General features: G+C 69.8%; 20 protein-coding genes. 17 read left to right on the top strand and 3 right to left on the bottom strand.

The window, feature by feature from the left end:
- Nucleotides 1-238 precede the first annotated feature (238 nt).
- Nucleotides 239-511, bottom strand: a complete 273-nt coding sequence (locus DRV85_RS15915) for a hypothetical protein (protein ID WP_113290465.1) — start codon at nt 509-511, stop codon at nt 239-241.
- 112 nt (nt 512-623) lie between these two features.
- Between DRV85_RS15915 and DRV85_RS15910 the strand changes: the two genes are divergently transcribed.
- The 8 genes from DRV85_RS15910 (at nt 624) to DRV85_RS15875 (ending at nt 8,284) form a co-directional block, all read left to right on the top strand.
- Nucleotides 624-1,181, top strand: coding sequence for a hypothetical protein (locus DRV85_RS15910; RefSeq protein ID WP_113290464.1), 558 nt, complete (start codon nt 624-626; stop codon nt 1,179-1,181).
- The gene (locus DRV85_RS15905; protein WP_113290463.1) at nt 1,132-3,126 is read left to right on the top strand and encodes a phage terminase large subunit family protein; all 1,995 of its coding nucleotides are present in this window, start codon (nt 1,132-1,134) and stop codon (nt 3,124-3,126) included. The genes DRV85_RS15910 and DRV85_RS15905 overlap by 50 nt, the downstream gene beginning before the upstream one ends.
- Nucleotides 3,126-3,332, top strand: coding sequence for a phage head-tail joining protein (locus DRV85_RS15900; protein WP_113290462.1), 207 nt, complete (start codon nt 3,126-3,128; stop codon nt 3,330-3,332). Before DRV85_RS15905 ends, DRV85_RS15900 begins: the two co-directional genes overlap by 1 nt.
- Nucleotides 3,332-4,843 carry a phage portal protein gene (locus tag DRV85_RS15895; protein WP_199525995.1) on the top strand — a complete coding sequence of 504 codons (1,512 nt, stop codon included), beginning with the start codon at nt 3,332-3,334 and terminating at the stop codon, nt 4,841-4,843. Before DRV85_RS15900 ends, DRV85_RS15895 begins: the two co-directional genes overlap by 1 nt.
- A gap of 13 nt (nt 4,844-4,856) precedes the next feature.
- Nucleotides 4,857-6,917: a prohead protease/major capsid protein fusion protein gene (locus DRV85_RS15890; protein ID WP_113290460.1), complete on the top strand. Its 2,061-nt coding sequence runs from the start codon at nt 4,857-4,859 to the stop codon at nt 6,915-6,917.
- Between the two features lie 85 nt (nt 6,918-7,002).
- On the top strand, nt 7,003-7,338 hold the full coding sequence (locus tag DRV85_RS15885; protein WP_113290459.1) for a DUF2190 family protein: 336 nt from the start codon (nt 7,003-7,005) through the stop codon (nt 7,336-7,338).
- Nucleotides 7,338-7,649, top strand: a complete 312-nt coding sequence (locus DRV85_RS15880) for a head-tail joining protein (RefSeq protein WP_113290458.1) — start codon at nt 7,338-7,340, stop codon at nt 7,647-7,649. Before DRV85_RS15885 ends, DRV85_RS15880 begins: the two co-directional genes overlap by 1 nt.
- A 5-nt stretch (nt 7,650-7,654) precedes the next feature.
- Nucleotides 7,655-8,284, top strand: a complete 630-nt coding sequence (locus DRV85_RS15875; RefSeq protein ID WP_113290457.1) for a DUF6441 family protein — start codon at nt 7,655-7,657, stop codon at nt 8,282-8,284.
- Between the two features lie 39 nt (nt 8,285-8,323).
- Here DRV85_RS15875 and DRV85_RS19055 read toward each other — a convergent pair whose 3' ends face one another.
- Nucleotides 8,324-8,575: a DUF3800 domain-containing protein gene (locus DRV85_RS19055; RefSeq protein WP_147238868.1), complete on the bottom strand. Its 252-nt coding sequence runs from the start codon at nt 8,573-8,575 to the stop codon at nt 8,324-8,326.
- 9 nt (nt 8,576-8,584) lie between these two features.
- A complete protein-coding gene (locus tag DRV85_RS15870) occupies nt 8,585-9,019 on the bottom strand; it encodes a hypothetical protein (protein WP_113290456.1) in 435 nt (144 codons plus the stop codon).
- Between the two features lie 52 nt (nt 9,020-9,071).
- Between DRV85_RS15870 and DRV85_RS15865 the strand changes: the two genes are divergently transcribed.
- From DRV85_RS15865 to DRV85_RS15825, 9 genes are all read left to right on the top strand, one after another.
- Nucleotides 9,072-9,491 carry an acyl-CoA transferase gene (locus DRV85_RS15865; protein ID WP_113290455.1) on the top strand — a complete coding sequence of 140 codons (420 nt, stop codon included), beginning with the start codon at nt 9,072-9,074 and terminating at the stop codon, nt 9,489-9,491.
- Nucleotides 9,492-9,515: 24 nt separating this feature from the next.
- Nucleotides 9,516-10,457, top strand: a complete 942-nt coding sequence (locus DRV85_RS15860; protein WP_113290454.1) for a phage tail tube protein — start codon at nt 9,516-9,518, stop codon at nt 10,455-10,457.
- The gene (locus DRV85_RS15855; RefSeq protein WP_113290453.1) at nt 10,457-10,912 is read left to right on the top strand and encodes a hypothetical protein; all 456 of its coding nucleotides are present in this window, start codon (nt 10,457-10,459) and stop codon (nt 10,910-10,912) included. The genes DRV85_RS15860 and DRV85_RS15855 overlap by 1 nt, the downstream gene beginning before the upstream one ends.
- A 68-nt stretch (nt 10,913-10,980) precedes the next feature.
- Complete coding sequence (locus tag DRV85_RS15850; RefSeq protein ID WP_233495552.1) at nt 10,981-11,139, top strand: DUF7697 family protein; 159 nt, start codon at nt 10,981-10,983, stop codon at nt 11,137-11,139.
- A complete protein-coding gene (locus DRV85_RS15845) occupies nt 11,132-13,549 on the top strand; it encodes a phage tail tape measure C-terminal domain-containing protein (protein WP_113290452.1) in 2,418 nt (805 codons plus the stop codon). Before DRV85_RS15850 ends, DRV85_RS15845 begins: the two co-directional genes overlap by 8 nt.
- Before the next feature lie 61 nt (nt 13,550-13,610).
- Nucleotides 13,611-14,237, top strand: a complete 627-nt coding sequence (locus tag DRV85_RS15840; protein WP_113290451.1) for a DUF2460 domain-containing protein — start codon at nt 13,611-13,613, stop codon at nt 14,235-14,237.
- Nucleotides 14,234-15,118, top strand: a complete 885-nt coding sequence (locus DRV85_RS15835) for a DUF2163 domain-containing protein (protein WP_113290450.1) — start codon at nt 14,234-14,236, stop codon at nt 15,116-15,118. Before DRV85_RS15840 ends, DRV85_RS15835 begins: the two co-directional genes overlap by 4 nt.
- Nucleotides 15,115-15,549, top strand: a complete 435-nt coding sequence (locus tag DRV85_RS15830; RefSeq protein ID WP_113290449.1) for an NlpC/P60 family protein — start codon at nt 15,115-15,117, stop codon at nt 15,547-15,549. Before DRV85_RS15835 ends, DRV85_RS15830 begins: the two co-directional genes overlap by 4 nt.
- 9 nt (nt 15,550-15,558) lie before the next feature.
- A complete protein-coding gene (locus tag DRV85_RS15825; RefSeq protein ID WP_113290448.1) occupies nt 15,559-19,527 on the top strand; it encodes a baseplate multidomain protein megatron in 3,969 nt (1,322 codons plus the stop codon).
- Nucleotides 19,528-19,532: the final 5 nt, after the last annotated feature.

Genomic DNA, 19,532 nt, shown 5'->3' with positions numbered 1-19,532 from the left:
CGATCAGCCCGCGCTTCAGCAGCGCGCCGACCACCTTGGCGGCGGCGCCGCCGCGGAGCGAGCCGGGAAGCGGTAGGACGTTGCGGTCCTCGCGCTGCGCGGCGGCGCTGAGGATCACGAGCTGGGTGTCGGAAAGCTTGGTCATCTGGGGTCTCCGTATTCGGGCCCGCGACATGCGGCGCCTTCTACGACCCCGAGCCGCGCGTCGGCGCGGCAGGAGTTCCGGCGGTGCCGGAGATCAGTCGGCGTGTTCGCCCTCGCCGAAGGCGCTGTCGGTGATGCGCTTCAGGAGGCTGGCGTAGTGTTCGAGCGTGCCGACGTGGCCCCAGTTCACTTCGTCGGGGTGGGCGTTGAAATGATCGTCGCTGAGCGCCTGCAGGCGGGCGAGCATCTCGTCGATCTCGGCCTTCTTGCCGATGAAGGCATCCAGGGCTGCTTCCTTGTTCCGGCGCGCCTTCTCGGCGCGGAGTTCGTGGCGCGGGGTGGTGATCGGGTTCAGGCGCGTGGTCATCGTGGTGGTTCCTTGGTGAGTTGCATCGTCGTCGTGGGATCGACGTTCGCTCTGTCCGCGAGGCTTATCAACGACATAAGCGTCTGACTTTGAATGATAATCGGGGCTGGCGATGCAGGGCATGAGCGAGCGCCAGTACGCCGCCCATGTCGGGCTGTCGCGCGGCGCGATCCAGAAGGCGAAGGCCGCCGGCCGGCTCATCCTGCACGACGATGGAAGCATCGACGCCGAGGCCTCGGACCGGCTGCGGGCGGAGACAACGGACCCGTCGAAGACCCGCAAGCCGCCCGCTCCGAAGCTGAAGCCGGTGCCGGAGGCGGCCGTCTCGGCGGTCGGCGACACGCTGAAGGAACAGGGGCTCGCCGCACCCACAACGGGCGGCGGCACGACATTCCTGCAGGCGAAGACGGCGCACGAGGTGCTGAAGGCGCAGGAGCGGCGCATCCGGCTCGCCAAGCTGAAGGGCGAACTGGTCGACCGCGACCGCGCCACGGCGCTGGTCTTCCGGCTCGCGCGCGAGGAACGCGACGCGTGGGTCAACTGGCCGGCGCGGGTGGCCGCGCTGATGGCGGCGGAGTTGGGGACGGAGACGGCGGCCATGCAGAAGGTTCTGGAGGCCCATGTCCGCGCCCATCTCGAGGAACTCGCCCAGCCCCGGATCGCCCTCTGACGAGGTCACGCAGTTCGACGGGGCCGATGCGCTGCTCCGGGCCTGGGGCCGCGGGCTCACGCCCGATCCGTGGCTGACCGTCTCGGAATGGTCTGACAGGCATCGCTGGCTGAGCTCGCGGGCGAGCGCCGAGCCCGGTCGCTACCGCACCGAGCGCACGCCCTACATGCGCGCGATCATGAACGCGCTCTCGCCCGGCGATCCGACGCAGCGGGTGGTGTTCATGAAGGCCGCGCAGGTCGGCGCGACCGAGGCCGGCAACAACTGGATCGGCTTCGTGATCCACCACGCGCCGGGGCCGATGCTCGCCGTCCAGCCGACGGTGGAGCTGGCCAAGCGCAACTCGCGCCAGCGGATCGACCCGTTGATCGAGGAGAGCCCGGCGCTGAAGGAGCGCGTCCGCCCGGCGCGGGCGCGGGACAGCGGCAACACGCAGCTGTCAAAGGATTTCCCCGGCGGCGTGCTGGTGATGACCGGCGCGAACTCGGCGGTGGGGCTGCGCTCGATGCCGGCCCGCTACGTCTTCCTCGACGAGGTCGACGCCTATCCGGCCTCCGCGGACGAGGAAGGCGACCCGGTCGGGCTCGCCGAGGCGCGCTCGCTGACCTTCGCGCACCGGCGGAAGGTGTTCCTGGTCTCGACGCCCACGATCCGCGGCGTGAGCCGGATCGAGCGGGAATACGAGGCGAGCGACCAGCGGCGCTTCTTCGTGCCATGCCCGCATTGCGGCGCGATGCAGTGGCTGCGCTTCGAACGGCTGCACTGGGAGAAGGGCAAACCGGAGACGGCGGCGTACCATTGCGATGCCTGCGAGGAGCCGATCGAGGAGCACCACAAGCCGGCGATGCTGGCCGCGGGCGAATGGCGGGCGACCGCCGAGCCCCGTGATGCGCGGACGGTGGGGTTTCATCTCTCGGCGCTCTATTCGCCGCCGGGGTGGAAGAGCTGGGCCGACATCGCGCGGGACAAGGAGACGGCGGCGGGCTCCGACGAAGCCGAGCGGGTGTTCCGCAACACGGTGCTCGGCGAGACCTGGATCGAGACCGGCGACGCGCCGGACTGGCAGCGGATCGCCGAGCGGCGCGAGGACTGGCCTGCGGGCTCGGTCCCTGCGGGTGGGCTGTTCCTGACCGCCGGCGCGGACGTGCAGAAGGACCGGATAGAGGTCGATATCTGGGCCTGGGGCCGTGGCCTCGAAAGCTGGCTTATCGATCACGTGGTGATCGAGGGCGGGCCGGCGCGCCCGGAGAGCTGGGAGGCGCTGACCGATCTGCTCGGCCGCAGCTGGCGTCATGCCGGCGGCGCGGAACTGGGGCTCGCGCGGCTCGCCATCGACACGGGCTACGAGACGGCGGCGGTCTATGGCTGGGCGCGCTCGGTCGGCTTTGGACAGGCGGCGCCGGTCAAGGGGCTCGAAGGCTTCAACCGGGCGAGCCCGGTCTCGGGCCCGACCTTCGTGGACGCGACCGCGGGCGGGAAGCGCCTGCGCCGGGGTGCGCGGCTCTGGACCGTGGCCACCTCGACCTTCAAGGCCGAGACTTACCGCTTCCTGCGGCTGGCGCGGCCGACAGCAGAAGAACTGGAGGCCGGCGCGGCGTTCCCGCCCGGCACGGTGCATCTGCCCGGCTGGGCCGACACCGAGTGGATCCGGCAGCTGACGGCCGAGCAGCTGGTGACGGTGCGCAACCGGCGCGGCTTCGCGAAGCTCGAATGGCAGAAGCTCCGCGAGCGCAACGAGGCGCTGGACTGCCGGGTCTACGCCCGCGCCGCCGCCTGGATCGCGGGTGCGGATCGCTGGCCCGAGGCGACATGGGCCGATCTCGAAGCGCAGCTGGGCGTGCCGAGCGGCATGGAGAGCGCGGCCGGCATGATCGGGCGGCCCGACGCTGGCACCCAAGGCAAGCGCCGCTCCGACTGGCTCGGGCGGCGGGAAGGATGGTTCTGATGGCGGACTGGACGGAAGCGGAGCTCACGGCGCTCCGGCGCGCCTATGCGAGCGGGACAACGCGGGTGAGCTACGACGGCAAGACCGTGGACTACGGCTCGGCCGAGGACCTGCTCGGGCGCATCCGCACCATCGAGCGCCAGATCGCCGGGACCACGGCGCGACCCATCGCGGGCTTCGCCGGCTTCTCGCGCGGGGATCGCTGATGGTCTCCTGGCTCGACAGGGCCATCGCGAGCGTCGCCCCGCGCACGGCCACGCGCCGGGTGCTGGCGCGGCAGGCCTTCGAAGGGCTCGCCCGCTCCTACGAGGGCGCAGCCCGTGGTCGGCGCACTGACGGCTGGCACGCGCCGGGATCCTCGGCCGACGCCGAGATCGGCCGGGCCGGCGCGCTCCTGCGGGATCGGATGCGGGATCTCGTGCGAAACAATCCGCATGCGGCCAAGGCGGTGTCGGTGCTCGTCAACAACATCGTCGGCGCCGGGATCATGCCGCGTGCGGCCAGCGGCGACGCAGCCCTCGACCGCGAGGTGGACCGGCTCTTCGAGATCTGGGCGCGGGGCTGCGACGCCGACGGCCAGCTCGACTTCTACGGGCTGCAGACGCTCGCCTGCCGCGAGATGGTCGAGGCGGGCGAGGTGCTGGTCCGTCGCCGTCCGCGCCGCCCCGGCGACGGGGTCATGCCGCCCGTCCAGCTGCAGCTGCTCGAGGCCGACTTCCTCGATGCGACCCGCAACGGCGCGCTCGGCGCGGGCCAGGCGGTGCAGGGCATCGAGTTCGACGCGCTCGGGCGGCGCCGGGCCTACTGGCTCTTCGGCGCGCATCCGGGCGACGCGACGCTCAGCCTGACGGGCGGGCTCACCAGCCGCGCAGTGCCCGCGACCGAGATCGCCCATGTCTACGAGAAGCAGCGCACGCAGGCGCGCGGCGTGCCCTGGGGCGCACCGGTGATCCGGGCCCTGCGCGATCTCGACGATTACGAGGTGGCGGAGATCGTGCGGAAGAAGACCGAGGCCTGCGTCACGGCCATCGTGTTCGGCGACGAGGAGGCCCAGCAGGGCATCGCGCCGGCGGTGGTCGACGCCGACGGCAACCGGGTGGAGCAGTTCGAACCGGGGCTGATCGCCTATGCGCGGGGCGGCAAGGACATCCGCTTCAACCAGCCCGCGGCGACAGGCGGCTACGGCGAATACAAGCGGGCGAGCCTGCACACGATCTCGGCCGGGTTCCGGGTGCCCTACGAGTTGCTCACCGGGGACCTGTCCCAGGTGAACTACTCGTCCATCCGCGCAGGGCTCGTGGAGTTCCGCCGGATGATCGACGCGGTCCAATGGCAGCTTTTCATCCCGATGTTCTGCGCGCCCGTCTGGCGCTGGTTCACGGAGGCCGCTTGGGCGGCGGGGCGCATTCCGACGCCGGACGTGCCGGTGGAATGGTCGCCGCCGAAGTTCGAGGCGGTCGACCCGCAGAAGGACGCGATGGCCGACCTCCTCGCCATCCGCTCCGGCACGATGACGCTGGCCGAGGCCATCGCCCGGCAGGGCCGCAACCCCGACGCGGTGCTGGCCGAGATCGCGGCCACGAACGCCAAGCTCGACGAGCTCGGCCTCGTGCTCGACAGCGACCCGCGGCGGGTCACCAAGACCGGCAGCGCGCAATCCAACGCGCCGGCCGACGCCGCGAGCGATCCGGATAATCCGGACGCGGAAGCGGCCTGACGAGGATCCACACATGGAGCAGACGATCGAACTGCCGGCGTTCCGCCGGTCGGCGGAGCTTGCACCGAACAGCATCGACCCTGAGACTCGCAGCGTCGAGGTGATCTGGTCGACCGGCGCCCGGGTGCGGCGCGCCGCGCTCTTCGGCGAACCGCATGACGAGGAGCTCAGCATGGCGCCCGAGCATGTGCGGCTCGAGCGGCTGAACGCGGGCGCGCCGTTCCTGAAGGTGCACGAGGCGCACGATCTCGACGCGGTGATCGGCTCGGTCGTGCCGGGCTCGGCGCGGATCGAGAACGGCCAAGGCATCGCCCGCATTCGTCTATCCGAGCGCGACGCGGTGGGCGACATCTGGCGCGACATCGAGGCCGGGCACATCCGCGCGGTCTCCATCGGCTACCAGGTCCACCGCTTCGAGATCAGCAAGCCGGACGGCCAGCGCGAGCTCTGGCGGGCGGTGGACTGGACCCCGTTCGAGATCTCCGCCGTGCCCGTGGGCGCCGATCCCGCCGCCGGCTTCCGCGCCAAGGGCGAACATCACGACTGCGTCCTCCACCGCCGGGACGCCCCCACCAGCCAGGGAGAGAACCCGATGACGGACAAGACCCAGACCGCGGCCGAGACGGCCGAGCAGAGCAACACCACGGCAGCGCCCGAGGAGACCCAGATGACCGACGACAAGACCGGCGCTGCCGACACGCAGACCCGCGCCGCGGACACCAAACCCAAGGCGAAGCCGATGCCCGACCCGGCACCGGAGGGCCGGGCCAGCAGCATCGACACCGACCTGCTGGTGAGCGAGGCTCGCGCACAGGAGCGGGAGCGCGTCTCGACGATCCATGGGCTCGCGGACAAGCTGCAGCTGGAGCGCGGCTTCGCAGACGATCTGATCAAGCGCGGCGTCTCCATCGACGAGGCCCGCCGGCTGATCCTCGACCAGGTCGCGGCGAAGGCCGACGAGACCCGGACCTTCCCCCATGTCTCGATCCCGCTCGGCGGGCGCGACGCCACGGTCACCCGGCGCGAGGCGATCTCGAACGCGCTCCTGCACCGCTACAGCCCCACGCTCTTCCCGCTGGAGGACGCCGCGCGCGAGTATCGCGGCATGACGCTGATGGAGCTCGCCCGCGAAAGCCTCGAGACGGCGGGCGCCAGCACCCGCGGCCTCTCGCGCGACGAGGTGGCGACGCGGGCGCTGCACTCGACCTCGGACTTCCCCGAGATCCTCGCCGCCGTCACCAACAAGACGCTGCGCCAGGCCTACGAGGCCTATCCGCGGACCTTCCCGCTCTTCTGCCGCCAGGTGCTCGCCACCGACTTCAAGGCGATGCACCGCGTCCAGCTGGGCGAGGCGCCGCAGCTTCTGAAGGTCGGCGAGAGCGGCGAGTTCAAGCGCGGCACGCTCGGCGAGAGCAAGGAGAGCTACCGCATCGAGACCTACGGCCGCGTCGTCGCCATCACCCGGCAGGTGCTGATCAACGACGATCTCGACGCCTTCACGCGCATCCCGGCGATGTACGGCAACTCCATCGCGCAGCTGGAGTCGGACGTGGTCTGGGACATCGTGACGTCGAACCCGGCCATGGCAGACGGCACGGCACTCTTCCATTCGACGCACAAGAACCTCGCCAGCAGCGGCGCGGCGCTCGGGGTGGACAGCGTGGGCCTCGCGCGGGCGGCGATGCGCAAGCAGACCGGGCTCGACAAGAAGACGGTGCTGAACATCCGCCCCGCCTTCCTGATCGTGCCGGCATCGCTCGAGCTGAAGGCCGAGCAGCTGGTGGCCCAGAACCTCGTGCCCGCCCAGAGCGCCAACGTGGTGCCGCAGTCGATCCGCACGCTCTCGCCCATCGCCGAGCCCCGGCTCGATGCGGCCAGCGAGACGGCCTGGTATCTGGCGGCGAGCCCGAACCAGATCGACACCATCGAGTACGCCTATCTCGAGGGCCAGCAGGGCGCCTACATCGAGACGCGCAACGGCTTCGACGTGGACGGCGTCGAGATCAAGTGCCGCCTCGACTTCGGAGCCAAGGCCATCGACTGGCGCGGCCTCTACAAGAACCCCGGCGCGTGAGCGGGGCCACCCCCTGAACCCTGATCCCTGACGCACGGGCAGTCCTTAAGGGCCGCCCGTCGTCGTTCCGCGAAAGGAATGCGCAATGAAGAACTTCGTCCAGCTCGGCAACACCCTCACCCTTACTGCGCCGTACGCCGTGACCTCCGGCGATGGGCTGCTCGTGGGCTCCATCTTCGGCGTGGCCGCCGGCGATGCCGCAAGCGGCGCAGCCGTAGAGGCCGCGCTCACCGGCGTCTTCGACCTCACCAAGATCGGCTCGCAGGCCTGGACTGCCGGCGCCAAGGTCTACTGGGACGACACCAACAAGCGCTGCACCACGGTCGCGACCGACAACACCCTCATCGGCGTGGCCGTCGAGGCGGTGGCGAGCGGCGCGGGCGACACCATCGGCCGGGTGCGCCTGAACGGCAGCTTCTGATGACCGCCTTCGCCGCCGCCCTCGACGCGCTCTTCGCGGATGCGCATCTCGCGCGCGACGTCGTCTACACCGCCGAGGGTGGCACGCCGTCACTGGTCCGCGCGATCCTGCGCCGGCCGGACGATGTCACCAGCTTCGGCGAGGCGCGCATCTGGTCGGAAACCACCCGGCTGGATCTGCGCCTCGCCGAGTTGGCGAACCCGCGGCCCGGCGACCGCGTCGAGATCGACGGCGAGGCCTTCCTCATCCAGGGCGAGCCTGTCCGCGACCGCGAGCGCCTCGTCTGGACAGTAGACCTGCGTCCGGCCTGACCGCGATGAAACTCAAGCTCGACATCACGCCCGATCTCGTCGCCGCCATGGCGGCAGAGGTGAAAGCCGGGGAGAAAGCCGTCACCGCCGCTATGCGCGAGGCCGGGACCGGGCTCAAGACCGCCTGGCGCGGCCAGATCACCGGCGCGGGGCTCGGCCGTCGGCTCGCCAACTCGATCCGGAGCCAGACCTACCCCAAGTCCGGCGAAAGCCTGAACGCCGCGGCGCTCGTCTGGTCCAAGGCTCCGGTCATCGTCGGCGCCCACAACACCGGCCCGCTGATCCGCTCGAAAGACGGGTTCTGGTTGGCGATCCCGACCGAAGCCGCCGGCCGTGGCCTCCGCGGCGGCAAGATCACCCCCGGCGAATGGGAGCGGCGACGCGGTTTGCGGCTGCGCTTCGTCTACCGCCGCACGGGCCCCAGCCTGCTGGTGGCGGAAGGACGGCTGAACAGCCGAGGGCTCGGCGTCGCGTCACGCTCGAAGACCGGCCGCGGGCGCACGACGGTGCCGATCTTCCTGCTCGTCCCGCAGGTCAAACTGCCGAAGCGGCTGGATCTGGACCGGGACGCTGAGCGGGCGCTCGACAGCGTGCCGGGGTTGATCGTGGCGAACTGGGTGGAGAAGCGTTTGTAAGCCACGGTCTGGTATTGGCTGAAGTCACCGGATCCAGCTCTATTTCGGCCACTCCTTATAGCGGTGCGCGTATAGTTCGATGCCGTCGAGTGCCTTGCCAAGCGCCTCCTTCATCCAGCCCTTCCGACCGCCATACCATCCTGAAACGATGAACATGTAGATGTCTGCAAGCTGCAGCAGCCGCGAATGGTGAGAGCGACAAAAGTGAACACTGTCGACCACGCTTCTCAATTCAATGCCATAGGCCCATGGCGTGCCGCGTTGTCGAAATCGAGAGAAGTCTTTGACCATGTTGGTGGCCTAATCGTCATCGAGATCGCCAATGAGAATACAGGGTTCGGAGCGAGGTATCGCAAGCTCCATGCGCTCCACAAAGTGCGCGAACGCAAATTCAGCTGCTTGCTCTTCGTTATAGAGCTTTGGCTGTTGAATGGCTGAGTACACGCGCTTCACGACCTCCGCTTCACCTATGAGCCGCGCCAGGCGAGCAATTATCTCAATTCGTTCCTCGGGTGGCCGGCCCTTGAAGTTGCCTTTTCCAAAGTAGCAATAGCTAGCATGGAACTCGGAATCGACGGTCAGATCGGTAGTTCCAAACACCTCTTCAGACAGGGAAGTGACCGCCTGCTCAAGACCGCCAATCTTCTCCATGGGGACAGCCAACCCTCCGACGAGATAGTGAGTGCGCCCATGCTGCGGCATTGCTTTCACTTCGTCGAAATACGCCACATACAATCTTGATCTCCTTCTGCGGATCTATCCTGGAACGCCAGCTCTCCATGAAACCATGCCCACAAAACGCGAGACGATACTGCAAGCGGTAGTGTCCGCGTTGCAATCGCATGTTCCCAGGGCCATCCGCGGCGAGGTGCTGCCCGAGCGCGTGCCGGCCGATGGCCTGTTGATCCTGCGGGATGGCGAGCCAGGAGAGCCCGGGGTGACGCTCTCGCCGCTGCGCTACCACTACCAGCACCGCGCCGAGATCGAGGCTGTCGTGCAGGGCAATGACCGCGACGCCACCTTTGATACCCTCTGCGCCAGCATCGGCTCGGCGCTCGCCGTCGACCGCACGCTGGGCGGGCTCTGCGACTGGGTCGAGGCCGAAGCGCCGCGCCCGGTCGATCTGCCGGTCGAGGGCGCGGCCAGCCTGAAGGCCGCCGTGATCGCGGTCGTGCTGCATTATTCAACGGCCGACCCGCTGGCCTGACCCAACCGACCACAGGAGACGAACATGGCACGAGCCCAGGGGGCGCGGGCGCTGATGGCGCTTGCGTTCGAGACGACCTATGGTACGCCGCCCGCAAGCGGCTTCACCCGGATGCCTTTCGCCAGCACCTCGCTCGGCGCCGAGCAGCCGTTGCTGAACTCCGAGCTTCTCGGCTACGGCCGCGATCCGCTGGCGCCGATCAAGGACGCGGTGACGGCCGACGGCGATGTCGTTGTGCCGCTGGACGCCGAGGCCTTCGGCTTCTGGCTGAAGGCGGCCTTCGGCACCCCGACGACCACGGGTGCGGAAGCGCCTTACACCCACGAGTTCCAGTCAGGGTCCTGGACACTGCCCAGCATGTCGATCGAGACCGGCATGCCCGAGGTGCCGCGCTATGCGATGTACTCGGGCTGCGTGCTCGACCAGATCACCTGGCAGATGCAGCGCTCGGGACTGCTCACGGCAACCGCGCGGCTGGTGGCGAAGGGCGAGACGGTCGGGACCACGACCAGCGCGGGGACACCCGCCGCTCTGGATCTGAAGCGCTTCGGCCATTTCAACGCGGCGATCACCCGCAACGGCACCGCCCTCGGCAACGTGGTCTCGGCCGAGATCACCTATGCCAACAACCTCGACCGGATCGAGACGATCCGCAACGACGGCCGCATTGACGGCGCCGACCCAAGCATCGCGGCGCTGACCGGCCGGATCGAGGTGCGCTTCGCCGACCAGACTCTGGTGACGCAGGCGATCAACGGCGAGGCCTGCGAGATGGAGTTTGCCTACGTCCTGCCCTCGGGCGAGAGCTTCACCTTCACCGTGCACGCCGTCTACCTGCCGCGCCCGCGGATCGAGATTTCCGGGCCGCAGGGCGTGCAGGCCACCTTCGACTGGCAGGCGGCGCGCGACAGCGTGGTCGGCCGGATGTGCACCGCCACCCTCGTGAATGACGTGGAGACGTATTGATGCTCACGCTCGACCTGACCAACGCCCCGCGCTGGCATGACCTTGCCGTTGGCGTTCGCGTGCAACTTCGCCCACTGACGACCGCGCTGATGGTGGCGACACGCAGCGACCCAGCCGTCGAGGCCGTTCCCGAGGAGGCCTCTGACGAGGAGCGCGCCGTCGCTTTCGCCAAAGCGCTGGCGCGGCGGGCGGTGCTCGCGTGGGAGGGCATCGGCGACGCCGACGGCAATCCCATCGACCCGAGCCCCGCGGCCATCGACGCGCTGCTCGACGTCTGGCCGATCTTCGAGGCTTTCCAGCTGACCTACGTCTCGAAAGGCCTGCTGCTGGAACAGGAAAAAAACGCCTCCGCGCTCTCGCCGAATGGTCCTTCGGCGGGGGCGAGCGCTACTGCCAAGCCTGCGCACCCTACGAGGGCCGCGAGCAAGCCTGCCCGGACTGCCCGGCGCGGCTGAACCGTCCGGAAACGCCAGAGGGCTGGCAGGTCTGGGACCTTGTCGGTCGCCTTGGCGGACAGCTGCGCGTGGTGCCCGGCGCGGTGATCGGGTGGGACATGTCGGCCGCGCTCGCGCTCGGTGACGCCCTCGGCGTGCCGCCGCTCGCCATGGCCGAACTGCTGCCGGTCATCGAAGCGGTGATGGTGGCCAAGCTCAACGAACAGATGGAACGCCCCGATGGCTGAAAAGCGTGTGTCCGTCCGCCTCGCCGCGGTCGGCGGCCGACAAGTGCGCGCCGAACTGGAAGGCGTCGGCGAGGCCGGATCGCGCGGCTTCGGACGGCTCAGCCGGGAGATGGAAGCGGCGAACGCCCGGCTCGCGGCCTTCTCGCGGCGGGTGCGGGTCGCGGCGGCCGCCGCCGTGGCGGCTGCAGCCGCCGCTGGCGTGGCGATGATCCGGTCCGGTCTGCAGACGGTGGATGCGCAGGCGAAGCTGGCGCAGTCGCTCGGGACCACGGTCGCCTCGATCCAGACGCTGGAGCGCGCAGGCGAGCTCGCGGGCGTGTCGATGTCCGGCATCGAGCAGGCGACGAAGGATCTGACGCGCCGTCTCAGCCAGGCGGCCGCCGGGACCGGTCCCGCGGCCGATGCGCTGGACCGGCTGGGGCTTTCCGCCAACGAGCTAATTTCCCTGCAGCTGGACCAGCGCGTCGGCGCGATCAACGCCGCAATCGAGAGCTTTGTGCCTGCCGCCGAACGCGCTGCAGTAGCGGGCCAGCTCTTCGGCGAGGAAGGCTCCATCGCCATGAGCCGGATCGACACTGCGACGCTGCGCCAGGCGACGGAGGACGTGCTTGCTTTCGGTGTCGTGGTCTCCGAGCAGGACGCCGACCAGATCGAGCGGACGAACGATGCGATCTCCCGGCTCGGACTGATCTGGCGCGGGCTCTCCAACCAGCTGGCCGTCGCCGCAGCCCCGGCACTGGAAGCCGTCGCGAACGCCATGGCTGCTGTCGCCAGCCGCACCGGGCCGCTCGGCATCGCGATCCGCGGTCTCTTCGACAACATCGGCCGCCTGACCACTTACGCCACCACCTTCGCCGCCTTCCTCGCGGGCCGATGGGTCGCCGGAATGGCCGCCGCCGCGCTCTCCGTCCGCGGCCTCGCCACGGCGCTGGTCCTCCTGCGCGGCGCGCTGATCCGCACCGGCGTCGGCGCGCTGATCGTCGGCGCGGGCGAGCTCGTCTACCAGTTCACCCGGCTCGTGTCCGGCGCGGGCGGCTTTGGCGAGGCGATGTCGCTCCTGAAGGACCTGGCGGTCGAGGTCTGGGAGCGGATCAGGATGGGCGCGGCTGCGGCGGGCGCGGCTGCCACGGCGATGTTCTTCGACCTGAAGGCCGATGCCGCCTCAGGAATGCAGAGCGCCATCGAGAGCGTCGTTGCCTTCGGGAACACCGCGGCGAACACCTTCGAAGGCGCCTACGAGGTGATCAAGGCGATTTGGGGTCTGCTGCCCGCCGCCATCGGCGATCTCGCGTTCCAGGCGGCGAACAGCCTGGTCGACGGCGTCGAGGCGATGCTGAACGGCGTGGTCTCCCGCATCAACGGCTTCATCGGCGGCATCAACCAGGGGCTCGAAGCGCTCGGGTCGGAGCGCCGCATCTCGCTGGTGCCCGATCTCGACCTCGGCGAGATCGAGAACCGCTTCGAAGGCGCAGCCAGTGCCGCCACCACGGCAGCGCAGGCGGCGTTCGACCGGGCCTTCGAGGACAACCCGCTCACCGCGCCCGACCTTGGTCTGACCGATGCGGCGAACCGCGCGCTCGAGTCCGCGAATGTCTACCGGGGCGCCGCGCGCGATCTGGCCGAGGGGGCCCGCGCGCCCCTCGAAAGCTGGCAGGCGCTGCGCGATGCCGTGCGCGGCACCGACGAGGCGAGCGCGGACGCGCTGACCGAGGCCACGGGTGCGGCCGAGCGGCTGGAGACGGCGCTCGGCGATGCCGGACGTGCCGCCGCGGGAGCCGGTGCGGCTGCAGGGGCTGCGGCTGCGGCAGCGGAGCCCGCCACCGAAGCTGCCGTCACCGGCTGGCAGGCGGTCACGTCTGCGCTCTCGGACTATGCCAGCAAGGCCCGCGACATCGGCGGCGACATCGGCCAGAGCCTCGTCGGCGCCTTCCAGTCGGCCGAGAACGCGGTGGGCCAGTTCGTGAAGACCGGCAAGCTGAACTTCCGCGACCTGGTCACCTCGCTGCTGGCCGATCTCGCCCAGCTCGCGGCGCGGCGGTTCATCCTCGGGCCGATCGCCAATGCGCTCTCCGGCGTGTTCTCCGGGGCGGGCGGCGTCTTCGCCAACGTCCTGCATGCGGGCGGGATGGTGGGGTCCGCGGGGCCCTCACGCCTGGTCCCGGCCATGGCCTTCGCCGCCGCGCCCCGGATGCATTCCGGCGGGATGGCCGGGCTTCGCCACGACGAGGTGCCCGCGATCCTGCAACGCGGCGAGCGGGTGCTGTCGCGGCGTGAGGCGCAGGGCTACGGCGCGGGCGGCGGGGTCAACGTCACCATCATGGCCCGCGACGCCGAGAGTTTCCGGCAGTCCCGCACTCAGGTTGCGGCGGACATTGCCCGCGCCGTGTCGCTCGGGCGGAGGGGCATGTGAGTGCGACCCCGCAAGTGGGAACCGGTTGCGGGGGCCAGAGCACGAACGAGGGAGAAACTTGATGGCGTTTCACGAGGTGCGGTTTCCCGACAACATCAGCCGCGGCGCGCGGGGCGGACCCGAGCGGCGCACGCAGATCGTCGAGCTCGCCTCCGGCGATGAGGAGAGGAACGCCAGCTGGGCGAACTCCCGTCGGCGCTACGACGTCGCCTACGGCATCCGCCGCGCGGACGATCTGGCGGCGGTTGTCGCCTTCTTCGAGGCGCGGAACGGTCGCCTGCATGGCTTCCGCTTCAAGGACTGGGGCGACCACAAGTCCTGCCTGCCTTCGGGCACACCGGCGCCCACCGATCAGTCGATCGGCACCGGCGATGGCGCGACGACCGCCTTCCAGCTGGTGAAGCGCTACGCCTCGGGCGCGCAATCCTGGACGCGCGCCATCGCCAAGCCGGTGGCGGGCAGCGTGCGCATCGCGCTGGCGGGCGTCGAGCAGCTCTCCGGCTGGTCGGTCGACACCGCCACCGGCGTCGTCACCTTCAGCGCTGCGCCGGGTGCTGGCGTCGCCATCACCGCGGGCTTCGAGTTCGACGTGCCGGTCCGCTTCGACACAGATGCGCTCGACGTGACGCTCGACCTCGAGCGGCTCGGCTCGATCACCTCCATTCCGCTTCTGGAACTGCGCCGATGAAATCCCTATCGCCTGCTCTGCAGGCCCATCTCGACGAGGGCACGACCACGCTCGCCTGGTGCTGGCGGGTCACGCGGGCCGATGGCGTCACCTTCGGCTTCACCGATCACGACCGGACGCTGAGCTTCGACGGGACCGAGTTCGAGCCCGAGAGCGGGCTCACCGCCTCGGAGGTTCGCTCTGGCTCGGACCTGTCGGTGGATGCACAGGACGCCGAGGGCGTGCTGACCTCGGATCGGATCACCGAGACCGACATCCTCGACGGCCGCTGGGACAACGCCGAGGTCGAGGTCTGGCGCGTGAACTGGGCCGACACGAGCCAGAGCGTGATGATGCGACGCGGGGCCATCGGCCAGATCCGGCGCGGGCGGCTGGCCTTCGTTGCAGAGGTCCGCTCGCTCGCCCATGTCCTCGGCCAGACGGTCGGGCGGACGTTCCAGGCGACCTGCGATGCCGCGCTCGGCGATGCGCGCTGCGGCGTCGATCTGGACGACCCGGCCTTCAAGGGCATGGGCGCCGTGATCGATCTCATGCGCGACCGCGCCTTCACCGCGTCGGGGCTCGCCGGCTTCGAGGCGAGCTGGTTCACTTTCGGCACCATCGAATGGACCAGCGGCTCTAACGCGGGGCGTCAGGCCGAGGTGCTGGGCCATGACGTGACGGACGGCGTCGCGATCCTGACGCTGCTCGAAGCGCCGGTGCGGGCCATCGCCGAGGGCGACGCCTTCACTATCCGCGCGGGCTGCGACAAGCGCATGGAGACCTGTGGCTCCAAGTTCGCCAACACCGCCAACTTCCGCGGCTTCCCGCACATCCCCGGCCAAGACACGATCCTGCGCTACGCGACGAAGGATGGCGGCCACGAGGGGTCGGTGCTGTGACCTCCGCCGACCCTGAGCGCGTCATCGCCATTGCGCGGTCCTGGATCGGCACGCCGTATCACGACCAGGCGAGCCTGCGCGGTGTCGGCTGCGACTGCCTCGGGCTGGCGCGCGGGGTCTGGCGCGAGATCGTCGGCCCCGAGCCCTTTCCGATCCCGCCATACAGCCGCGACTGGGGCGAGACCGGACCACGTGAGGTGCTGGCCGACGGCGCGCGCACCATGATGATCGAGGTGTCGCTAGCCAAGGCCGATCCCGGCGCGCTGGTGCTGTTCCGGATGATGCCGCGAGCCATCGCCAAGCATGTCGGCATCCTGACCGGGCCCGACAGCTTCCTCCACGCCTATGAGCGGCTCGGCGTGATCGAGGAACCGCTCACCGTGTCCTGGCGGCGGCGCATGGCCTTCGCCTTCCTGTTCCCGCAACGCTGAGACCCCGACATGGCCACTCTCGTTCTCGGCGCGGCCGGCGCCGCCATCGGCGGTTCGATAGGCGGCGCGATCCTCGGCGTCAGCGCCGCGACCATCGGCGGCTTCGTCGGCTCCACCATCGGATCGGTGGTCGACAGCTGGATCGTGTCCTCGCTCGCGCCGACCCAACGCATCGAGGGTCCGCGGCTCGACTCCTTGCGCATCACGTCCTCCACCGAGGGCGCTGTCATCCCGCGCGTCTATGGCCGCATGCGGATGGGCGGCAACGTGATCTGGGCGACGGATTTCCGCGAGGAGACGAAGACCACCACGCAGGGCGGTGGCAAGGGCGGCGGGGGTGGCGGCAAGGTCAAGACCACCGAGTATCTCTACTACGCCTCCTTTGCGGTGGCGCTTTGCGAAGGACCGATCACCGGCATCGGGCGCATCTGGGCGGACGGCAAGCTCCTGGACACCGCCGGCGTCACCTGGCGCTGGTATCCGGGCGACGAGGCGCAGACCGCCGACCCGTTCATCGCGGCGAAGATGGGTGCAGCGAACACGCCCGCCTATCGCGGCACCGCCTATGTGGTCTTCGAGGAACTGCCGCTCGGCAACTACGGCAACCGCCTGCCGCAGCTCTCGTTCGAGGTCTTCCGCCCACTCGCCGATCCCGACACCGCCGAGGGGCTGACCCGCGCTGTCACGATGATCCCGGCCTCAGGCGAGTTCACCTACGCGACGACCGGCATCCGCAAGGGCAGCGGCGGGGCGCAGATCCCTGAGAACCTGAACGCGCTGTCAGACACCGCCGACATGGTGGTGGCGCTCGACCGGCTGCAGGCGATGGCGCCTGCGGTCGAGAGCGTTAGTCTCGTCGTCGCCTGGTTCGGCAACGACCTGCGCGTGGGCGACTGCACGATCCGACCGGGCGTCGAGGTGTCCGAGAAGACCACCACCCCGCAGACGTGGTCCGTAAACGGCGTCTCGCGCGCCGCCGCCCATCTCGTCAGCCGGGATGACCAGGACCGGCCGGTCTATGGCGGCACGCCGGCTGACTTTGCCGTGGTGCAGGCGATCAAGGAGATGAAGGCCCGCGGGCTGCGCGTGACCTTCTATCCGTTCATCCTGATGGACGTGCCGCCCGGTAACGCGCTGCCAAGCCCCTACAGCGACAACGCCGCCGAGACGGGCCAGCCCGCATTCCCGTGGCGCGGCCGGATCACCTGTTCGCCCGCGGCGGGCTATGCCGGCAGCGTCGACAAGACCGCCACGGCGGCAAGCCAGGTCTCCGCCTTCTTCGGCAGCGCCAGCCCGTCCGACTTTGCCATCTCCGGCGAGACGATCTCCTGGACAGGGCCCTCCGGCGACTGGGGTCTTCGCCGCATGGTGCTGCACTACGCCCATCTCTGCGCGGCGGCGGGCGGGGTCGACGCGTTCCTTATCGGGACCGAGATGCGCGGGCTGACCACGATCCGCTCGGGCGCCAGCGCCTATCCGGCCGTGCAGGCGTTTCGCGATGTGGCGGCCGACGTCCGCTCGATCCTCGGGGCGGGCACGGCGATCAGCTATGCCGCCGACTGGTCGGAATACTTCGGGCATCAGCCCAGCGACGGTAGCGGCGACGTCTTCTTCCATCTCGACCCGCTCTGGGCCGATCCGGAGATCGATTTCGTCGGCATCGACAACTACATGCCGCTCTCTGACTGGCGCGACGGTTTCGAGCATGCGGATGCGGCCGAGGGCTGGCCCGCGATCTACGACCGGGCCTATCTGCAGGCGAACATCGCGGGCGGCGAGGGCTTCGACTGGTTTTACGCCAGCGCGGTGGATCGCTCGGCGCAGGTGCGCACCACGATCACCGATGGCGCCGCCAGCAAGCCGTGGGTGTTTCGCTACAAGGATCTGCGCGCCTGGTGGTCGAACCCGCATTACAATCGTCCGGGCGGGGTCGAGAGCGGGACGCCGACGGCGTGGACGCCGGAGTCCAAGCCGATCTGGTTCACCGAGCTCGGCTGCCCCGCCATCGACCGGGGCACGAACCAGCCGAACGTCTTCTTCGATCCGAAGTCGTCGGAGAGCTTCACGCCGCATTTCTCGCGGGGCTGGCGCGACGACGCGATCCAGCGCGCTTATCTCGAGGCGACATACCTGTTCTGGGGCGACGCCGCGAATAACCCCCTGTCCTCGGTCTACAGCGGCCGGATGGTGCACGTCCCCGAATGCGCCGCTTGGACCTGGGACGCGCGGCCCTATCCGTTCTTCCCGGCGCTGACCGACGTCTGGACGGATGGCGGTAACTGGCGGCTCGGCCACTGGCTGACAGGACGGCTCGGCGCGGTGTCGCTGGCGGCACTCGTCCGGCACCTATGCCTGCGCGCCGGGCTGGCCGAGGATCGCATCGATGTCACCGGCCTCTGGGGCGCGGTCGAGGGTTATGCGATCGGCGCGCTGGAAAGCCCGCGCGCCTCGATCACCACGCTGTCGCGGCACTTCGGCTTCGACGCCGTCGAGACCGAAGGCGTGATCCGGTTCGTGATGCGTGGCCGGGCAGCTGTCGCCACCGTCAACCCAGACGATCTCGTCGCCGCGCGTGAGGGCGATGTCCTCGAACTCATCCGCGGCCAGGAGACGGAACTGCCGCAGGCCCTGAAATGGCAGGTCGCCCGCGCCGACGAGGACTACGAGGCGGCGCAGGTCGAGGCCCGACGCATCACCGTCGACACGACCCGGATCGCATCCGAGTCCTTCCCCATGGCTGTCCCGCCCGAGGAGGCCGAACGGCGTTGCCGCCGCGCGCTCATGGAAGCCTGGACTGGCCGGGAGAGCGGGGTTTTCCGCCTGCCGCCGTCGCGGCTGGCGCTCGATCCCGCCGATGTCGTCACGCTCGCCGATGACGGCCGCGCTATCCCGCTGCGGCTCGTCTCCATCGCCGACTCCGACGCTCGGGGCATTGAAGCGGTCCGACAGGATCGCGAGGCCTACGACCTGCCGCCGGGAGCCCCGCGACCCTCGGCGCTCTCGCAGGCGGTGGTGTTCGGCGCTCCCGAGGCGGTGCTTCTTGACCTGCCGCAGCTGACCGAGGACCAGCCCGCGCACCGCCCCTTCGCCGCGGCGCATGCCATGCCGTGGCCCGGCGAGATCGCGGTGTTCCGCAGCCCTTCGACGGACGGGTTCGAACTGCTGACCAGCTTCGGCAGGCGGGCCCGGCTCGGCAAGCTGGCCTCGGACTTCTACGCCGGCCCGACCTCGCGGTTCGACCTCGGCAATGTACTGGTCGTCGATCTGCTCACCGGGACACTGGAGAGCGTGACCGACCTTACGCTGTTCGGCGGCGCCAACGCGCTGGCCATCGAGAGCACGCCGGGTATCTGGGAGATCGTGCAGGCGGGCTTGGCGGAGCTTCTAGCGCCCAGCCGGTATCGGCTGACCCGGCTCCTGCGCGGCCAGCGCGGCACGGAAGGTGCCATGGGCGATCTGGCGCCCGCGGGTGCTCGGGTCGTCGTGCTCGACGAAAGCCTCGCATCTCTGCCGATCGCCGAAGCCGATCTCGGCATCCCGTGGAACTGGCGCATCGGCCCCGCGAGCCGGCCGGTAACCGACGAGACCTATGTCGCGCAGGCCTTCAAGCCAGCGGGCGTCGGGCTGCGGCCGTTTTCCGTCGCCCATATCGAGCAGCCATGGCGCACTCCACGCGCGCAAGGGGATCTGACGATCCGCTGGACACGCCGGTCCCGAGCTCTCGCGGCCGACAGCTGGGGCGGGCTTGAGGTGCCGCTGGCAGAGGAACTGGAAGCCTACGAGGTCGAGATCCTCGACGGCGCCACAGTGAAGCGGGTGTTGAGCACCGCCACCACCAGCGCGGACTACACCGCCGCCCAGCAGACCGCCGACTGGGGCGCGCCGCTCGCCCCCGGCGACACGCTCGACATCCGCATCTACCAGCTCTCCGCCCTTGTGGGGCGGGGCGCGCCGAAGACCGTCACGCTCTTGTTCTGAAGGCT

The organism is Rhodosalinus halophilus, assembly GCF_003298775.1.
GTDB classification, from domain to species: domain Bacteria; phylum Pseudomonadota; class Alphaproteobacteria; order Rhodobacterales; family Rhodobacteraceae; genus Rhodosalinus; species Rhodosalinus halophilus.
Note: the sequence above shows the minus strand (reverse complement) of the source record. Positions and strands in the feature narration are given on the sequence as shown.

Bases quoted from the DNA above. Each gene is read 5' to 3' on its own strand.
- DRV85_RS15905 (WP_113290463.1), top strand. From the start codon at position 1,132: ATGTCCGCGCCCATCTCGAGGAACTCGCCCAGCCCCGGATCGCCCTCT.
- DRV85_RS15895 (WP_199525995.1), top strand. From the start codon at position 3,332: ATGGTCTCCTGGCTCGACAGGGCCATCGCGAGCGTCGCCCCGCGCACG.
- DRV85_RS15885 (WP_113290459.1), top strand. From the start codon at position 7,003: ATGAAGAACTTCGTCCAGCTCGGCAACACCCTCACCCTTACTGCGCCG.
- DRV85_RS15875 (WP_113290457.1), top strand. From the start codon at position 7,655: ATGAAACTCAAGCTCGACATCACGCCCGATCTCGTCGCCGCCATGGCG.
- DRV85_RS15910 (WP_113290464.1), top strand. From the start codon at position 624: ATGCAGGGCATGAGCGAGCGCCAGTACGCCGCCCATGTCGGGCTGTCG.
- DRV85_RS15845 (WP_113290452.1), top strand. From the start codon at position 11,132: ATGGCTGAAAAGCGTGTGTCCGTCCGCCTCGCCGCGGTCGGCGGCCGA.
- DRV85_RS15865 (WP_113290455.1), top strand. From the start codon at position 9,072: ATGCCCACAAAACGCGAGACGATACTGCAAGCGGTAGTGTCCGCGTTG.
- DRV85_RS15880 (WP_113290458.1), top strand. From the start codon at position 7,338: ATGACCGCCTTCGCCGCCGCCCTCGACGCGCTCTTCGCGGATGCGCAT.
- DRV85_RS15835 (WP_113290450.1), top strand. From the start codon at position 14,234: ATGAAATCCCTATCGCCTGCTCTGCAGGCCCATCTCGACGAGGGCACG.
- DRV85_RS15915 (WP_113290465.1), bottom strand. From the start codon at position 511: ATGACCACGCGCCTGAACCCGATCACCACCCCGCGCCACGAACTCCGC.
- DRV85_RS19055 (WP_147238868.1), bottom strand. From the start codon at position 8,575: ATGGTCAAAGACTTCTCTCGATTTCGACAACGCGGCACGCCATGGGCC.
- DRV85_RS15860 (WP_113290454.1), top strand. From the start codon at position 9,516: ATGGCACGAGCCCAGGGGGCGCGGGCGCTGATGGCGCTTGCGTTCGAG.
- DRV85_RS15900 (WP_113290462.1), top strand. From the start codon at position 3,126: ATGGCGGACTGGACGGAAGCGGAGCTCACGGCGCTCCGGCGCGCCTAT.
- DRV85_RS15890 (WP_113290460.1), top strand. From the start codon at position 4,857: ATGGAGCAGACGATCGAACTGCCGGCGTTCCGCCGGTCGGCGGAGCTT.
- DRV85_RS15825 (WP_113290448.1), top strand. From the start codon at position 15,559: ATGGCCACTCTCGTTCTCGGCGCGGCCGGCGCCGCCATCGGCGGTTCG.
- DRV85_RS15840 (WP_113290451.1), top strand. From the start codon at position 13,611: ATGGCGTTTCACGAGGTGCGGTTTCCCGACAACATCAGCCGCGGCGCG.
- DRV85_RS15855 (WP_113290453.1), top strand. From the start codon at position 10,457: ATGCTCACGCTCGACCTGACCAACGCCCCGCGCTGGCATGACCTTGCC.